At 72.2% G+C, this 16702-nt stretch carries 16 protein-coding genes; 3 read left to right on the forward strand and 13 right to left on the reverse strand.

The genetic code is table 11. The features are described from left to right. Window positions 1–29: 29 nt before the first annotated feature. Entirely contained in the window at window positions 30–794 is a 765-nt protein-coding gene (locus ACY34M_RS10790; protein ID WP_462719391.1) for a GntR family transcriptional regulator, read from the reverse strand. A gap of 199 nt (window positions 795–993) precedes the next feature. Between ACY34M_RS10790 and ACY34M_RS10795 the strand changes: the two genes are divergently transcribed. Next, complete coding sequence (locus ACY34M_RS10795) at window positions 994–1998, forward strand: Gfo/Idh/MocA family protein (protein ID WP_462719392.1); 1005 nt, start codon at window positions 994–996, stop codon at window positions 1996–1998. Window positions 1999–2043: 45 nt separating this feature from the next. Here the strand turns inward: ACY34M_RS10795 and ACY34M_RS10800 are convergent, their stop codons facing one another. The 7 genes from ACY34M_RS10800 to ACY34M_RS10830 form a co-directional block, all read right to left on the reverse strand. Beyond that, window positions 2044–3309 carry an alpha/beta fold hydrolase gene (locus ACY34M_RS10800; protein WP_462719393.1) on the reverse strand — a complete coding sequence of 422 codons (1266 nt, stop codon included), beginning with the start codon at window positions 3307–3309 and terminating at the stop codon, window positions 2044–2046. A gap of 90 nt (window positions 3310–3399) precedes the next feature. Further along, a complete protein-coding gene (locus tag ACY34M_RS10805) occupies window positions 3400–4467 on the reverse strand; it encodes a M29 family metallopeptidase (RefSeq protein WP_462719394.1) in 1068 nt (355 codons plus the stop codon). A gap of 69 nt (window positions 4468–4536) precedes the next feature. After that, complete coding sequence (locus ACY34M_RS10810; protein WP_462719395.1) at window positions 4537–6219, reverse strand: OPT/YSL family transporter; 1683 nt, start codon at window positions 6217–6219, stop codon at window positions 4537–4539. A 139-nt stretch (window positions 6220–6358) separates the two neighbouring features. Further along, on the reverse strand, window positions 6359–7147 hold the full coding sequence (locus tag ACY34M_RS10815; RefSeq protein WP_462719396.1) for an IclR family transcriptional regulator: 789 nt from the start codon (window positions 7145–7147) through the stop codon (window positions 6359–6361). A 224-nt stretch (window positions 7148–7371) separates the two neighbouring features. Next, window positions 7372–8562 carry a cytochrome P450 family protein gene (locus ACY34M_RS10820; RefSeq protein WP_462719397.1) on the reverse strand — a complete coding sequence of 397 codons (1191 nt, stop codon included), beginning with the start codon at window positions 8560–8562 and terminating at the stop codon, window positions 7372–7374. A gap of 181 nt (window positions 8563–8743) precedes the next feature. Further along, the gene (locus ACY34M_RS10825) at window positions 8744–9427 is read right to left on the reverse strand and encodes a response regulator transcription factor (RefSeq protein WP_462719398.1); all 684 of its coding nucleotides are present in this window, start codon (window positions 9425–9427) and stop codon (window positions 8744–8746) included. Window positions 9428–9488: 61 nt separating this feature from the next. Then, on the reverse strand, window positions 9489–10760 hold the full coding sequence (locus ACY34M_RS10830; RefSeq protein ID WP_462719399.1) for a sensor histidine kinase: 1272 nt from the start codon (window positions 10758–10760) through the stop codon (window positions 9489–9491). 179 nt (window positions 10761–10939) lie between these two features. On the opposite strand from ACY34M_RS10830, the gene ACY34M_RS10835 reads away from it, so the two are divergent. Further along, the gene (locus ACY34M_RS10835; RefSeq protein WP_462719400.1) at window positions 10940–11158 is read left to right on the forward strand and encodes a hypothetical protein; all 219 of its coding nucleotides are present in this window, start codon (window positions 10940–10942) and stop codon (window positions 11156–11158) included. Between the two features lie 22 nt (window positions 11159–11180). Here the strand turns inward: ACY34M_RS10835 and ACY34M_RS10840 are convergent, their stop codons facing one another. The 3 genes from ACY34M_RS10840 to ACY34M_RS10850 all read right to left on the reverse strand — a co-directional run bounded on the left by ACY34M_RS10840 (window position 11181) and on the right by ACY34M_RS10850 (window position 13202). Next, complete coding sequence (locus ACY34M_RS10840; protein ID WP_462719401.1) at window positions 11181–11600, reverse strand: guanyl-specific ribonuclease; 420 nt, start codon at window positions 11598–11600, stop codon at window positions 11181–11183. Window positions 11601–11693: 93 nt separating this feature from the next. Beyond that, complete coding sequence (locus ACY34M_RS10845; RefSeq protein ID WP_462719402.1) at window positions 11694–12302, reverse strand: dihydrofolate reductase family protein; 609 nt, start codon at window positions 12300–12302, stop codon at window positions 11694–11696. 81 nt (window positions 12303–12383) lie between these two features. Beyond that, a complete protein-coding gene (locus ACY34M_RS10850) occupies window positions 12384–13202 on the reverse strand; it encodes an AIM24 family protein (protein ID WP_462719403.1) in 819 nt (272 codons plus the stop codon). A gap of 141 nt (window positions 13203–13343) precedes the next feature. Here ACY34M_RS10850 and ACY34M_RS10855 point away from each other — a divergent pair, with 141 nt between their 5' ends. Then, window positions 13344–14075 carry an SDR family oxidoreductase gene (locus tag ACY34M_RS10855; protein WP_462719404.1) on the forward strand — a complete coding sequence of 244 codons (732 nt, stop codon included), beginning with the start codon at window positions 13344–13346 and terminating at the stop codon, window positions 14073–14075. 68 nt (window positions 14076–14143) lie between these two features. Here ACY34M_RS10855 and alc read toward each other — a convergent pair whose 3' ends face one another. Further along, window positions 14144–15277 carry an allantoicase gene (gene alc, locus ACY34M_RS10860; protein WP_462719405.1) on the reverse strand — a complete coding sequence of 378 codons (1134 nt, stop codon included), beginning with the start codon at window positions 15275–15277 and terminating at the stop codon, window positions 14144–14146. Between the two features lie 4 nt (window positions 15278–15281). Continuing rightward, window positions 15282–16634: an allantoinase AllB gene (gene allB / locus ACY34M_RS10865; protein ID WP_462719406.1), complete on the reverse strand. Its 1353-nt coding sequence runs from the start codon at window positions 16632–16634 to the stop codon at window positions 15282–15284. Window positions 16635–16702: the final 68 nt, after the last annotated feature.

Consider the following 16702-nt stretch of genomic DNA (forward strand, 5'->3'; position numbering starts at 1 on the left):
CGCACCATGCCCTTTGGGACACGCGACTCTCAGGAACGTACGAGGAGTTGGAACTCGAAGGAGTAGCGCGAGGCCCGGTAGGTGTGCGAGCCGAACTCGACCGGGCGGCCCGTGTCGTCGTACGTCGTTCGCGCCATCGTGAGCAGCGGCGCACCCTCCCGCTCGCCGAGCCGCTCGGCCTCGACGGCAGTGGCGGCGCGGGCGCCGACGGACTGGCGGGCGCTGTGCAGCGTGATGCCCGCGGCCCGCATCAGCCGGTAGAGGCCGGTCGCGGCGAGTCGCTCGTCCGCCAGGGCGAGCAGCCCGGTGGGCAGGTGGTTGCAGAGGTGTGCGACGGGTTCGCCGTGCGCGAGCCGCAGCCGCTCGACGCGGTGCACCTCCTCGCCCTCCGCGACGCCGAGCGCGGCGGCCACCTCGGCGGAGGCCGGCACGAGCGTGTTGGCGAGGACGCGGGTCTCGGGGCGCTGGCCCGCCGCCTCCAGGTCGTCGTACAGGCTGGACAGTTCGAGGGGGCGCTTGACCTGACTGTGCACGACCTGGGTGCCGACGCCGCGGCGGCGCACGAGCAGCCCCTTGTCGACGAGGGACTGGATCGCCTGGCGGACGGTGGGCCGGGACAGGCCGAGGCGGCCCGCCAGCTCGATCTCGTTGCCGAGCAGGCTGCCGGGGGTCAGGGCGCCGCGCTCGATCGCCGCCTCCAGCTGCTGGGACAGCTGGAAGTAGAGCGGGACCGGGCTGCTGCGGTCGACGCTGAGGCCGAGGTCGACGGTGGGGTCAGCTGGGGGTTTGGCCACGGGGCGAGGGTATCGGGGTGAGATGTTGACGGGAAGTCCGGAGGTCCGGTTGTCCGGACATGGACCGCAGCCACACCGCAGCCACATTGAAGCCAGATTGAAGCCCCTGTCCGGGGCAGAGCCCCACAACGTGACACCCACGGGCTTTGTCAGGACAAATGATTGACACCCACCCCGTGGCCCGGCACCGTGGGGCACCATGCGCATCGGACTCATCGGAACGGGCCGCATCGGCACCTTTCACGCGGGCGTACTGGAGCGGTACCGGGAGGTCGGCTCGCTGGTCGTCACCGACGCCGACCCCGCGCGGGCGGCCGCGCTCGCGGACCGGATCGGGGCGACGGCGGCGCCCAGCGTCGACGAGATCTTCACGTGGGGCGTGGACGCGCTCGTCATCACGGCGGCGACCGCGGCGCACGCCGAGCTGATCGGGCGGGCGGCGCGGGCCGGGCTCCCGGTGTTCTGCGAGAAGCCGATCGCGCTCGACCTGCCGGGCACGCTGGCCGCGCTCGCGGAGGTCGACGCGGCGGGCACGGTGCTGCAGCTCGGCTTCCAGCGCCGCTTCGACACCGGGTACACGGCCGCGCGGACCGCCGTACGGGAAGGGGCGCTCGGCCGGCTGCACACGGTGCGGGCGACGACCTCCGACCCGGCGCCGCCACCGGCCGCGTACCTTCCGCTCTCCGGCGGCCTCTACCGGGACTGCCTCATCCACGACTTCGACATGCTGCGCTGGGTGACCGGGCGCGAGGTCGTCGAGGTGTACGCGGCCGGGTCCGACGCCGGGCCCGCCATGTTCCGGGAGGCGGGCGACGTGGACACCGCGGCGGCGCTCCTCACCCTGGACGACGGCACGCTGGCCACCGCCACCTCCACGCGGTGCAACGGCGCGGGCTACGACGTGCGCATGGAGCTGTCCGGCGAGCGGGACACCGTCGTCGTGGGCCTGGACGACCGCACCCCGGTCACCTCCACGGAACCCGAGGGCCCGCCCGCCGCCACCAAGCCCTGGCCCGGGTTCCTCGAACGCTTCGCCCCCGCGTACGAGGCCGAACTGAAGGCCTTCGTGGACGTGGTGCGGGGCGAACGCCCCAACCCGTGCGACGGCTGGGAGGCTCTGCGGGCCCTGCGCATCGCGGAGGCGTGCGAACTGTCGCGGGCGGAGCGGCGGATGGTGCGCCTGGCCGAGATCGACGGGGGCTGAGGGGGCTGAGCCGCCGGAGCCGGCCGGGGCGGAACCGGCGGGCCGCTACGACGACGACGTGAGGAGTCGGTCCAGGACCGCGGGGTCCGCCTTGACGCCGTCGTGCAGGTGCTGGTCGGAGACCCAGGGGCGCAGGCCGCGCACGAGCGACGCCGTCTCCAGCGACTGCTCACGGTCGACGAACATGTCGTCGTGGTAGACGGCCGCGGCCACCGGGACCTCGTTGGCCGCGAGCCGGTCGAGGTCGTACAGCGCGGGCCAGTCCGTGCGGCGGGCGAGCGCCTCGGCCGTGGCCTTGAGCGGGACAAGCGCCGGGTCCTCGTCGAACAGCCACGGGTACATCATCTCGCCGGTGAGGCGCAGCGGGCCCCGGCCCTCCGCGTCGAACTCCGGGAACTCCTCCCGGATCCGGTGGGCCGACCAGTCGGTGGCGCGGCCGCCCTGGGCGTAGATCGGTTCGTGCAGGACCGCGTAGAGCGGCCGCGGGGCGAGCGAGACGACGGCGTCGACCCCGCGCAGGAACGGGTCCGACAGGGCGGGGCCGTTCGCACCGGCCACGAACGCGCATTCCAGGAGGTAGTGCAGCGAGTCGAAGGCGGAGGACGTGCCGAAGGTGATGCCCAGGGTCTGGAAGCGCCGCACCGAAAGACGCTCCCCCGACGGCATGCGTACGTCGTGCTTCGTCAGGTGGTCCGCCACCCGCTCGGCGAGCGCCTGGTCCTGCGGATAGCGCGCGAAGTAGCGGGAGTTGGCGTCGAGCGTGCGGCGGTAGGCGGCCCGGTAGACGTCGTCCGCGTGGCCGGTGAGCGTGGGGAGGCCGCCGGTGATCAGGGCCCGGTCGAGGCCTTCGGGGGCGAGGCTCAGATACGTCAGCGTGCTGAAGCCGCCGAAACTCTGGCCGAGCACCGTCCAGGGGCGGTCGCCCTGGAGGTGGCGGCGCAGCGACTCGGCGTCGCGCACGATGGAGTCGGCGCGGAAGTGGGTGAGGTACGCGGCCGGGTCCGGGTGTCCGGCGAGCGTGGTGCGGTCGGCGGGGGTGGAGCGGCCGGTGCCGCGCTGGTCGAGGAGGACGACGCGGTACTCCTTCAGGGCGCGCCGCAGCCAGGCGCCGGACGCGTTGGGCCGCTCGGCGCGGCCGCCGGGTCCGCCCTGGAGCCAGAGCAGCCGGGGCAGTTCACGCTTCTCCATGCCCTCGGCGACGACTTCGCGGGCGAACAGGGAGATCCGGGCGCCGTCCGGGCGGGCGTGGTCCAGGGGAACGTCGAGGGTGTGGTCCGTGAGGACGAGTCCGCTGTGGCGGTAGGTGGTCATGCTGGTCGGCTCCTGGGGCTCCGGTGCGGGTGGCGGCGGGTCCGCGGGGCGGCCGGCGAGTGGGACCCGCCGACCGCCCCGCGGAGTCGATCAGTACCCGGCCACACCCAACTCACGGCAGATCTCGACCAGTTCAGGATGTACGTACACCCCGTCCTTCTCGACGCACTCGCCGTCGAGGTAGATCGACGGGCCGAGGATCGAGCCGTCGGTGTGGGCGGCGGAGACCCACGGCTCTCCCCCGATCCACGCCCCCTTCGTGCCGATGCCGAGCTCCACGCAGCCGAAGACCCGCTCGTCCTCGACGATGCGGCCGGTCGGCGCGGGCACGCCCGGGTTGAAGCCGAGCGACCAGTGGGCGACACGGAACATGTTCGGGTCGTCCCAGGACTCCATCCAGCGGCGGAAGATCTCGGCGTCCTGGCCCTCGCCGTCGATCTTCGTGACGGCCCCCTTCTCGACGGTGCAGCGCACCGGGTTGCGGAGCAGGCCCAGCTGGTCCGGCGGCCACAGGGCGCCGTCGAAGACGAGGACGCCGTCCTGGGTCTCTTCGAGGGGGTTCCAGGAGATCTGGCCGGAGAGCATGACGGTCTCGCCGGGCTTCTCGGCGGGCTTGCCGCGCAGGTTGATCGGGCGGTCGCCGTTGCGGCCCGTGATGTCGGTGCCGTTGGCGGAGGTGATGCGCACCTCGTCGGCCTGCTCCAGGAGGCGGACCAGCGCCTTGCCGAGCTTGATGACGCCCTCGAAGTCGGGGCGGCCGACCGTCGCGACGAGCATGTGCACGTCCATGGCGGTCAGGTTGGTGTACCGGCAGCCGTTGGCCATGGCGCGGCGGAAGGCGTCGGAGTGCATGACGTAGGAGACGGCGAACTCGATCCATACGTCGGCGTCCGCGATGGCGCCCGCGACGGGGCGCGGCGGCTCCATGGACGAGCTGGGCATGGTCTCGGACCAGACGACGACGGGGTGCGCGCCCGCGGCGGCGACGGCCTGCGCGGTGGCGTCGACGACGCGCCGGTCGCTGCTGGTGTCGCCGGTGAGCACGACGTGCTCGCCGGGCTTGACGAGCATGACCTGCTCGACCAGCTTGCGGGCGGCGAGGGCGAGTTCGTAGCTCAGGTACTCGGACCGGGGTTCGAGGCGGCTGAACATCTCCATGGTGAATCCTTCTCCTTGCGGGTGGTGCTTGTACGAGAGGTGGCTTGAGGGGGCGGTCGGTACGGGTGGTCAGCCCGCCTTGACGATCTGGGCGGAGTCGCCCAGGGAGCTGCCCGCGATGAGTCCGGCGCCGACCAGGTTCAGCTCCTCGTCGGCGCGCGGGCCGCGCCACTTGCGGTAGCCGACGCGGACCGCGAGGGCGGCGAGGACCATCCAGCAGGCGTGCGGGGTGAGGATCAGCAGACCGGTCGCGAGCATCACGCCCATCTGCCGCTTGGTGCCGCCGATCAGCTGGATGAGGGCGCCGGGGACCGCCCAGATCAGCAGCGTGCGCAGCACACCGGGCTCGCCCAGGCCGTTCTTGACGGTGTCGGCGTAGACCTTGGCGACGGGCGGGATCAGTCCCTGCTTGAAGTACGACTGCCAGAGCACGGCCACGACGACGAGGGCGGCGGCGAAGCCGATGAGCGCGGCGCGGAACTGCTCGCGGCGGCCCTCGCGCTCGAACGGGTCCCACGGCTGGTGGTCGCGGCGCAGCAGCCAGCCCGCCTTGAGGTCGTAGCCCATGTCGGCGAAGGCGGGTCCGGTGGCGGAGACGTAGCCGACGAGGAGGGCGAGCGGGACGGACGGGATGCCGATGAGCAGCCCGAAGACCAGGAAGATCAGGGTGACGGCGAAGGACGGGAACCAGCCGGACTGCATGGCGGCGAGACCGACGATCAGCTCGTGCACGAGGGCGGCGAACGCGGCGAAGAGGACCCAGCCGACCAGGCCGAGCGGACTCATGTCGCCGATCAGTCCGCCGAGGACGGCGAGGAGCACGGCGCCCGCCACGAAGAGGGCGTAGCCACGGATCAGGGAGCGGCGCAGCTGCGTCTCGTCGACGGTGTACGCGGTGGTGGGGTCGGCGGGCGCTTCGGTGGCGGCGGCCGTGGCCGCGGCCTCGGCCTTGGTGGCCGAGCGGCGGCGCATCAGCATGAACACCGCCTGACCGAGCGCGACGACGCCCGCGCCGACCATCACGCCGTGCGGCACATAGCCCACGCCGAGGTCGGTGTGGAACAGGTCGGGGCTGAACTCCCGCAGGCCGAGGCCGACTCCGAACATCCCCAGGGCCCATACGTTGCCGAGGAAGGCGACGCCCGCAGCGGACAGCGGAAGGCTGAACAGGGTGCCGACGACGCCGACGACGGTGCCCGCGCCGAGCACGAGGGCGCGCTTGCCGCCCTTGTCACCGGCCTTGATGGTCTCCGCGGCGGCGGTGCCGGGCGGCCAGGCGCCGTCGGCGGGCAGCAGCCGCGAGCCGAAGGACCGGTACAGGACCCAGGTGTCGATGAGCAGCCCCACGAAGGAACCGGCGAGCATCGGCCAGACCAGGTCCTTGCGCCCGAAGACGTACGGGATGGCGATCGAGGTGAGCAGGGCGTTGGCGGAGGCGAAGGTGGCGGCGGAGATCGCGCTCTGGGCCAGGTTCTGCCGGTGCACGGAGCGCATCGAGCGCAGTCCAGCGAGGGGGATGCGGCCGATCAGCATGGCGATCAGGGCGCCGACGACCGAGGTGTTCGCGGAGATGCCCAGCTTGGCCACGAGGTCCGCGCCGATGACGGCGCCGACGACGGAGAGCACGGCGAGGACGACGAACACGACGGGTTCGCGGACGCGCGGGTGGCCTGCGCCGGACGGCGGTGTGCCCGGTCCCGGCCCGCCGGCTGGTGGCGGGGCGGTGGAGGAGGGCGAGCTGTGGTGCGACACGGGGTCACCTCTTGGCGGGTGGGCCCGTCCCTGGAAGGGGCGGCAGGACGGTTGTGGGCAGGCAGCGGCGAGCCGCGTACGGCGGGTGCGGGCACGTCGTACGAGCTGTCGTGGTCCGGCGGGCGGGCCGCCGGTGGGGTCAGGAGCCGAAGGCGGCCGTGGCCTCCTCGGCTCCGGACCTGACGAGTTCGGTGATGCGGTCGGCGGCACGCGTGATGCGGTGCGCGGGGCCGATCACGGTGAGCGAGGCGGCGACGGTGCCGGCCTGGAACACCGGGGCGGCCACGGCGGCGACGGCCTCGTCGTACTCGCCGTGGCTGACGCTGTGGCCCTGGGCGCGGACGTCCGCGTACAGGCCGAGCAGCGTGTCGAGATCGGTGACGGTGTGGTCGTTGAAGCGCTGGAGCGGGGTGGCTCCGAACAGTCGGCGCAGCTCCGCCTCGGGGTAGTGGGCGAAGATCGCGTGGCCCGAGGCGCCCGCGTGACCGGGCATGACGGCGCCGATGATCGCGGTGTAGCGGACGGGTCCCGTGCCGTCGACGGCCGCGGCGCAGCGGTAGCCGGCGCCCTGCGGCACGTTCAGGACGACGCTCTCGCCGGTCTCGCGCAGCAGCTCGGCGAGGATCGGGCGGACCAGCGAGGGCAGCACCCCGCTGTGCTCGCCGGCCCGTGCGAGCCGGGAGACGGCCGGGCCGAGCCGGTAGCGGCGGGTGGTGGTGTCGCAGGTGAGGAAGGAGCGGGAGGCGAGCGTGGTGAGGATGCGCTGGGCGACGGCCTTGTCCCAGCCGTGCCGGCGCGCCATCTCGCTCACGCCCCACTCCGGGCGCCGCTCCGTGAAGGAGAGCAGGGCCAGCAGGGCCCGGTCGGCGCCCTGGAGGACGCCGGGCGCGGCTGGGACGGGGGCGTCCGCATCGTCGGGCCGGTCCATCGCCTCGCTCCTCTCCGTACCCCTGCTCGGTGCGCTGAGCGCAACGCCGTTGCGCTCAGCGGCGAGAACTATGGGATCGGAGAGGCGAGGGTGTCAAGGGTTTTCTTCGGCGCGCCCACTCAAGCCCCTCCGACGCTCGAAGAGCGGGCCACTCAAGCCCCTGCGGCGCTTGAGCAGCGGGGTCCGGGGCAGAGCCCCGAGGCCGCAACACCGACGCCGCGCAATCACCAACGCACCGGCAGCCCCCGCGTCCCGCGGATGAGCATGCCCGGCATCCAGGCATCCGGCTCCTCGGCAAGCGCCAGCCCCGGACAGCGCTCCAACAGGGACCGAACGGCGATCCGCCCCTCCAGCCGGGCAAGCGGAGCGCCCAGGCAGAAGTGGATGCCGTGGCCGAACGCGACATGCCCGCGCGCGTCACGGCGGATGTCGAAGCGGTCGGGCTCCTGGAAACGGTGCGGGTCGCGGCTCGCCGTGGCGATGCCGATGAGGACCGGGTCACCCGCCGGGATCACCGTGCCGTCGATCTCCACCGGTTCCGCCGCGAAGCGGTGCGTGGCGGTCTCGACCGGGCCGTCGTAGCGCAGCATCTCCTCCACGGCGCCGTCCAGGAGCGTCATGTCGGCCCGCAGTGCTTCGAGTTGGTCCGGGTGCTGGAGGAGGGCGCGGACGCCGTTGCCGATCAGATTCACGGTCGTCTCGTGGCCGGCGATCAACAAGAGGAAGGCCATGCCGCGCAGTTCGCTGGGCGAGAGGCGGTCGCCGTCCTCCGCCGTGGTCCGGATCAGCGCGCTCAGCAGGTCGTCCGCGGGAGCCGTACGGCTCTTGTCCGAGATCAACTCGTCCAGGAATCCTGCCAGTTCGGTGTGGGCCGCGTACGCCTCCTCCTCGCTCGTCGGCGCCACGACCTGCGTCGACATGCGGCGGAACCGCTCGCGGTCGATGTCGGGCACGCCGAGCAGTTCGCAGATCACCGCGAAGGGGAGCGGGAAGGCGAGGGAGCCGATCAGGTCGGCGCCGCCGCGGGGCACCATGTCGTCGAGCAGCTCGTCCGTGAGCTTCTGGATGCGCGGGGCGAGCGCCGCGACCCGGCGCGGGGTGAACTCTCTTGTGACCAGGGAGCGCAGGCGGCCGTGCTCCGGAGGGTCGGCGAACAGGAGATGCCGGCCGATCAGGTCGTCCTCCAGGCCCCACGGTGGGCTCTTGACCAGGCGCGGGTCGGTGAACGCGGCGCGGGCCGCCTCGTGTCCGACGATGAGCCACACGTCCTCGGACGGGCCGGGGCCCGGCGTTCGGACGTGGTGCACGGGGCCCCGGGTGCGCAGAAGCTCGTAGACCGGATAAGGGTCCGCGTGGAAGTGGTGTGCGCCGCCCGCGAGTTCCGCGAGGTCGACGATCTCGTCTGTGCCGGTCATGGGGTGGCCCTCCCGTCCCGGGGGCATCGGATGCCCTCGCTTCCAGCGTGTTCAACTCGTGGGGGTCGTCGTGCGTTCCCGGTGCCCGGGGGCGTTCGGTCGTCCGTGCCTACGTCTCGGGGCGCTGCCCCGGACCCCGCGCCTCAATCGCCGGCGGGGCTTGATTGGGGCAACCAATCGCTCATGCCCGCGAGTTCTCCGGGGGATCCAGTAGACCCGCATCGTGGGCCAGCAGGGCGATTTGGACGCGGTTGTTGAGGTCGAGGCGGGACATGATGCGTGAGACGTGGGCCTTGACCGTGGGGACGCTCATGTAGAGCGCCGCGGCGATCTCGGCGTTCGAGCTGCCGCGGCCCACCTCGACGGCCACCTCCCGTTCGCGCTCGGCCAGTTCGGCCATGCGCGTGCGTGCGCGGGCCCGCCGGTCCAGGGCGGGGTCGTGGTCGGTGACCTTGGTGATGAGCTGGCGGGTCACGGTCGGCGAGAGGACCGGGGTACCGGCCGCGACCCGGCGTACCGATTCGACGATCTCGCCGGGCGCGGTGTCCTTGAGGACGAATCCGGCGGCTCCCGCGCGCAGCGCCCGCAGCACCTGCTCGTCCGCGTGGAACGTGGTCAGGACGATCACCTCGGGCGCGCCCCGGCGGGACCGCAGCGCCTCGGTGGCGGACAGTCCGTCGAGGGTCGGCATGCGCAGGTCCATGAGCACGACGTCCGGGTGCAGCCGGGCCACCCGGTCGGCCACCTCGCTGCCGTCGGTGGCCTCGCCGACGATCTCGATGTCCTCGGCGGCGCCGAACATGAAGGTGAGCCCGGCGCGCACGAGGGGGTCGTCGTCGACGATGAGCAGGCGGATCGCGGTCATGGGGCCACCGTAGCGAGCTGTGATCACCGCTGTGGCCGCAACGGCCCGTGTGCGGTGGCCCTCACCGGGGCCACGGGAGCCAGGCGCTGACCGTGAAACCGCCGTCGGGTTCCGCGCCGTGGGCGAGCCGGCCGCCCGCCAGCGTGGCGCGTTCGGTGAGGCCGATCAGGCCCTGGCCGGAGCCGGGGACGTGCGGCACCTCGCCGGGCGGCTTCGGATTGCGCACGGTGATCGTGAGACCGTCCCCCGCGCCGCCCTCGACGGTGACCGCGACCTCGGCGCCGGGGGCGTGCTTGCGGGCGTTGGTGAGCCCTTCCTGGGCGATGCGGTAGGCGGTGCGTCCGGTCGCGGCGGGCACGGACCGCGGGTCGGGGACCCGGTCGTCGAGGTCGACCTTCATGCCGGCCTCGCGGGACTCGGCGACCAGGGTGCCGAGCGCGGCGAGGGTGGGCTGGGGCCGCCCCGACTCCTCGCCGTGGTCCCCCGCGCGCAGCACGCCGATGATCTCGCGCAGATCCTGCAACGCCTCGTGCGCGCTCTCCCGGATCACTCCGGCGGCGCGGGCGATCTCGCCCTGCGGGGCGTCGGGGCGGAACTCAAGGGCGCCCGCGTGCACGCTCAGCAGCGTCAGCCGGTGGGCGAGCACGTCGTGCATCTCGCGCGCGATGTCCTCGCGGGCGAGCCGCTGCGCCTGCTCGGCGCGGAGGACGGCCTCGGTCTCGGCGCGCCGCGCCCGGTCCCGCAGCGACATCAGGAGCTGGCGCCGGGAGCGGACGAACATGCCCCAGCCGACGACCGTGATCGTGATGATGACGGTGAACGAGACCGACAGCAGGTACGAGGACTCGGGGTCGGGCCGCAGCCAGAAGAACAGCGGGATCAGCGCGATGGAGACGCCCGCCACCCAGCCGATGTAGCGGAACGGGCGGTGCACGGCGAGCGTGAACACCGCGATCATGGACGCGCCGCCCGCGGTGTTGGAGAGGAAGCCGACCGGGAGCATGGCGATGGCGAAGCCGAGCGGCCAGCGTCTGCGCAGCCAGACCCCGGCGCAGGCGGCGGCGCCGAGCACCTGGTCGAGCACGGCGAGGGCGGGCGGTGTGTTCGGGTCGTCCCAGACCTGCTCGGCGAAGATCAGGCCGAGGAAGACCGCGATGCCGAAGCAGCTGAAGTCGACGATCCAGTCACGGGCGGTGCGCCGTCTGCGGCCCGGCTGCCCCTCGGGGTCCAGGTCGAGCTCCTCGGCGACGGCCGAGGGCAGCAGTCGGCGGCGCCACCGCTCGGCGGGCGTCTGTGCCGACTGCGGGATCCCGGACTGCCGCACTGCTTCCATGGTCGACAAATCTACGCACCCCGGGCGGCGGACACCGCGCCGAGCGCCGCTTCCGCGACCAAAGTCGCACCCCCGTCGACTTTGGTCGCGGCCGGCGCCCGCGCTCCGCTACCGGAGTCGGACCGGGCTCGCCCCGCGGCCGATGTGGGTGGGGGGTCGGCGGGGCGAGAGTCCAGGGCATGAACAAGAATCAGTGGTTGCGGATCATCGAGGTCGTCGGCGGCATCGCACTGCTCCAGGGTGCGATCGGCATCCTGAACGCGTTCACCGGCCTGCCCGGCTGGGGCCTGATCGGGCACCTCGGGTTCCTCGACGGCCACGAGGTGTACGGCAGCATCGCGCTGATCGTGCTCGCGATCGCCGTGTTCGCGGCCGTCGAGGCCCAGCGGAAGAGCTGACTCCTACCGAGCCGGGGAGGGCTCAGCAGCCGTAGTCGACCAGGTCGAACGACGCGTAGTGGTCGGCCGTGTAGTAGTCCTCCTTGTCCGACTCACCGGTGACGATGCGGCGGGCACCGCGGTCGTCCGAGCCCGGCGTGATCACCGTGTACTCGTGGTAGTAGCCGGACGACTGGTCGGGCAGGATGCCCTCCCGGTTCGAGAAGACCGTCCCGTCCTGCTCGTACGGGTACGGTCCGCCCTGCTCGATGAGGTCCAGGGTGTCGTGCGCCTCGGCGGGCAGCGCGGAGGAGCAGATGTCGCCGACGTCGGCGGCCGAGACGGACTGGGAGGCGGCGGCCGGGGCGGCCGGCGCGGCGATCGCGGTGGAACCGCCCACGCCGCCCACGAAGAGGGCGGCTGCGACGGCTACGGCACTGATGAAGCGTGGGGGAATCTTCATACCCCCCAGTGTGACGCGCGTAGAGGTGTCGCTGTCAACACCAACTCCTCCCTGTTTTCCGTCAGTTCACTCCCGTCGCGAGCGCCCCGTGTTTCAGAAGGTGCCGTAGTCGGGGCGTCCCACCAGGTCGTACGTGGAAACGAGCACGCCCTTGGCGAAGGTGCGGGATTCGACATGGCGGAAGGCGGTCGGCGGCACGCCGTCCGCGAAGAGGCGCTTGCCGGTGCCGAGCACGACGGGGCAGACGAGCAGGCGGACGGTGTCGATCAGGTCGTGCCCGAGCAGGAACGCGGCGAGCGCCCCGCTGCCGTGCAGCTGCAATTCGCCGCCGGGCCGCTCCTTGAGCGCGGTGATGTCCTTGACGAGGTCCGAGGCGCCGACGATCTGCGTGCCGGACCATTCGGCGCTCTTGAGGGTCCGGCTGGCGACGTACTTGGGGCGGGCGTTCAGGGGCCCGGCGATCGGGTCGTCCGGGTCGGTCCTGAGCGGCCAGTAGGCGGCCCAGATGTCGTAGGTGCGGCGGCCGAGCAGATACGCGTCGGCGCGGCCGAGGAGTTCGGCGTTGTACGCGCCGATCTCCTCGTCGAAGAACGGGAACGACCAGCCGCCGTGCGGGAAGCCGCCGGAGGTGTCCTCCTGCGGGCCGCCCGGCGCCTGGACGACGCCGTCGAGGGTGATCTGTTCGGTGAGGGTGAGTTTCATGGCGGGCTCCGTCGATGGATGCGGATGCTTCACCCATGACGACCCCGCCCGGGCGGGGAACTCATCGCCGCACGGCAGGGGCTACCCCTGGCGCGTCGAGAACAGGCCGCCCGTCATGCCCTCCTTGTCGCCGCCCTGCGCCTTCTTCAGCGCGTTGGCCAGGCCCTCGATGGTCATGGACTGGAGGATCACCCGGCCGTTGCCCTCCAGGGTCGCGAGGCTCAGGCCCTCACCGCCGAACACCGCGTTCATCATCCCCTGGCGGTTGAGGCCGCCGATGCGCTGGACGCCGTACTGGATGCCCTCCTCGAAGGCGACGATGCAGCCCGTGTCGACCTCGATGCGGCCGCCGAAGTCCGCCGGGTTCAGGTCGATGAAGTTGCCGGAACCGGCGATGATCACCGTGCCGCGACCGGTGAACTTCTCCAGGACGAAGCCCTCGCCGCCGCTGCGCCCGGTCCTGCCGCCCTGCCAGGCGATGCCGAAGTCGACGCTGGACTCGGCCGCCACGAAGGCGTCCTTCTCGGCGAACCACGCGCGCGTGCCGTCGAGTTCGAGCGCGCGCATCTCGCCGGGCAGCACTCCGGCGAAGCCCACCGTGCCCTCGCCGCCCTGCGACGTGAAGTACTGGAAGGCGAGCGACTCGCCCGCGAGGGCGCGCTGGCCGACCTGCATGGCGGTGCCCATGGCCTGGCGCAGCATGCCGCCCATGCCGCCGGCCTGGCCGCCCGCGCCGCCCTGGTCCTGCTGCTGGGAGGGGCCCGACAGCCGGGTCTCCATCGTCACGTTCGCCGTCTTGAACAGGAACTTTCCCGCCTCGCAGTAGACGGTCTGGCCGGGCTGGAGGTTCACCACGGCCATCTGCATGGCATTGCCGACGATCTCTTGCTGAAGTGTCACGTCCCGTTCAACGCAACAGGTGGAGGGAAAGGTTCCGCCCTTGCCGACATGTCCCGAAGTCCACGTCCATTTGCCGCCAGCCCCCGCCTGCGCGGATCGCTGTACTTGAGGCCACAGCATCCGCTCCCTATAGGAGGCGACATGAACGGCAAGGTGGCCCTGGTGACCGGCGGCTCCCGCGGCATCGGCGCGGCGACGGCGCTGCGGCTCGCCCGCGACGGCTTCGACGTGGCACTCACCTACGTACAGGGCAAGGAGGCCGCGGAGGAGGTGGTGCGGCGGATCGAGGGTCTTGGGCGGCGCGGGCTCGCGGTGCGGGCGGACTCGGCGGACGCGGTCGAGGCGGCGGAGGCGGTCGGGCGGACGGTCGCGGGGCTCGGCCGGATCGACGTGCTGGTCAACAACGTGGGGGTGGGCGCGCTCGGCCCGCTGGACGGCTTCTCCCCCGCGGACGTCGACCGGGCGCTCGACGTGAACGTGCGCGGCGTCTTCCTCACCACGCAGGCCGCGGCGGCGAGACTGCCCGAGGGCGGCCGGATCGTCACCGTCGGCTCCTGCATGGCCCAGCACGTACCGGGGCCCGGCGGGACGCTGTACGCGACGACCAAGTCGGCCCTGATCGGCCTGACGAAGGCGCTCGCCCGCGAGCTCGGCCCGCGCGGCATCACGGCGAACATCGTGCACCCCGGCCCGACGGACACCGACATGAACCCGGCCGACGGCCCGTACGCGTCGGGCCAGGCCGCCGACACGGCGCTCGGCCGCTACGGCACGGCGGACGAGGTGGCGTCGACGGTTGCCTACCTGGCAGGTGAGGGCGCCTCGTACGTGACGGGCGCCGAGTTCGCGGTGGACGGCGGGCACGCGGCCTGAGACAGAGAAATGCGGGGCACACCGGTGCTGTCAGGCCGGTGTGCCCCGCAAGTCGAGCAGAGTACGCCCTAGGCGTCCAACTCCGCATGGCGGGCCACCAGTTGGGCCTCACCCTGGTCCGTCGGCGAACCGAACAGGCGCAGTCGCGAGATGCCGCCGTCCGGGTAGATGTCGATGCGCGCGTGCGTACCGACCGCCGGGGTGTCGAGCACGAAGCGGTGGTTCGTGTCGGGCTGGAGACGGGTGCGCGGCAGGATTTCCGTCCACGCGCCGTCCGCGCCGTCCCGCACGGACACGGACGCCCAGCCGGCGCTGTTGCCCTTCAGGTACGCCGTGTCGATCTCGATGGCGCGGATCTGCGACTGGGCGACGAGCCGGTAGCTGATCCAGTCGTTGCCGGTGTCGCGGCGGCGCCGGGTCTCCCAGCCGTCGTCCATCTTGCGGGAGCGGCCCGGCTGGATGGTGTTGGAGGCCGGCGAGTAGAAGAGGTTCGAGGCGTCCTCGGCGCGGCCGCCGTTCTCCAGGGCGACGACGTCGAAGGTGCCGAGCGTGGCGAGCCACTTCGGGTCCGGGAGGACCTCGCCGTACACACGGAGGCGGGCGATGCCGCCGTCGGGGTGCTGGTTGACGCGCAGGTGCGTGAAGCGCTGCGGGGAGTCGACGGCGAAGCCGTTCGCGGCGTGGCCGCCGACGGCCGTGCGCGGCACGAGCGTCGTCCACTTCACGTCGTCGGAGAGCAGCTCCTCCGGCGTGGGCGCGCCCTCGACGGACGCGGCCTCGACGGAGACGGCCTGCGGGTAGTTGCCGCGGAAGTGGGCGGTGTCGACGACGATGCCGGTGATCACGCCGGGCGCGCCGAGGCGGACGAGGGCCCAGTCGTGGTCCTCCTGCGTCGGCCACGGGTGCTCGGCCGACGCGCCGCGGCGACGGCGGGTCTCCCAGCCGTCCATGATCTTGCCCTTGTGGCCGAAGTGCTCCGGGTCGAACTCGGCGCGCTCGGACACGAGCAGGTTCTCGCGCTGGGCGAAGAACTCGTCGTTCGCGGCGATCACACCGGCGCCGAGCTGGCGCGCGGCGAGGTTCGCGTCCTTGGTGAACGGGAAGTCCGCGGTGCGGTAGTCGGCGTACGGGTCGCCGCCGCCGTAGGGGCTCGCGTCACCGGTGAAGCGGGGTATGCCGGAGGACCCGGAGTTCGCGGACATGTTCTTACTTGTTCCTTTCGAGCAGCTGCCCCTGCGGAGCGGTGAACTCGCCGTCGGCGACGATGCGTTCGCCGCGCAGCCAGGTCGACTTCACGACACCGTGCAGCGTCTTGCCCGCGTAGGCGGTGACGCGGTTGCGGTGCTGGAGGGCGGCCGGGTCGACCTGGAAGGTGTCCTCGGGGGCGAGGACGGCGAAGTCGGCGTCGTGGCCGGCCGCGATGGCGCCCTTGCGGTCGTCGAGGCCGACCAGCTTCGACGTGCGCTCGGACATCCAGCGGACCACGTCCTCGAGGGAGTAGCCGCGCTGACGGGCCGCGGTCCAGATGGCGGAGAGGCTGAGCTGGAGGCCGGAGATGCCGCCCCAGGCGGTGGCGAAGTCGTCGGTCTTCAGGTCGGCGGTCGACGGCGAGTGGTCGGTGACGATGCAGTCGATCGTGCCGTCGGCGAGCGCCTGCCACAGCAGGTCCTGGTTGGCGGCCTCGCGGATCGGCGGGCAGCACTTGAACTCACTGGCCCCGTCCGGGACTTCCTCGGCGGTGAGCGTGAGGTAGTGCGGGCACGTCTCGACGGTCAGCTCGACGCCCTCGGCCTTGGCGGTGGCGATCAGCGGCAGCGCGTCGGAGGACGACAGGTGCAGGATGTGGATGCGGGCGCCGATCCGCTTGGCGGTGTCGATCAGGCCCTTGATGGCGACGTCCTCGGAGACGCGCGGCCGGGTCGCCAGGTAGTCGTCGTACTTGGGGCCGCTGTTGTGGGGCGCCACGTCCAGCTCGTGCGGGTCCTCGGCGTGCACGATGAGCAGTCCGCCGAAGCCGGCGATCTCCGCCATGGAGGCGGTGAGCTGGTCGGCGTTCAGGTGCGGGAACTCGTCGACGCCGGAGGGCGACAGGAAGCACTTGAAGCCGAAGACACCGGCGTCGTGCAGCGGGCGCAGGTCCTTGACGTTGTCCGGCAGCGCGCCGCCCCAGAAACCGACGTCGATGTGCGCCTTGGAGGCGGCGACGTCCTTCTTCGTACGAAGGTTGTCGACGGTCGTGGTCGGCGGCAGGGAGTTGAGCGGCATGTCGACGAGGGTCGTGATGCCGCCGGCCGCCGCGGCGCGGGTGGCGGTCCAGAAGCCCTCCCACTCGGTGCGGCCCGGGTCGTTCACGTGGACGTGCGTGTCGACGATGCCGGGCAGCAGCGCGTCGTCGCCGAAGTCCTCGAGGCGGGCGCCGGCCGGGATCTCCGCGTCGTGCGCGAGCACGGCGACGATCTTCCCCTGGGCGACGGCGACCGAGGCGGGGCGCGTACCTTCGGGAGTGATGACGCGCGTCGAGCGCAGGACGAGTTCGATCTGGACTTCGGCGTCCGACACCTGGGCCTCCTCTGACTTCAACGTTCTGTTGAAGGACTTTCACTCAGACTTCGGGAACCGTCAAGACC

It is taken from the genome of Streptomyces sp. EDA2-14, from assembly GCF_054963755.1.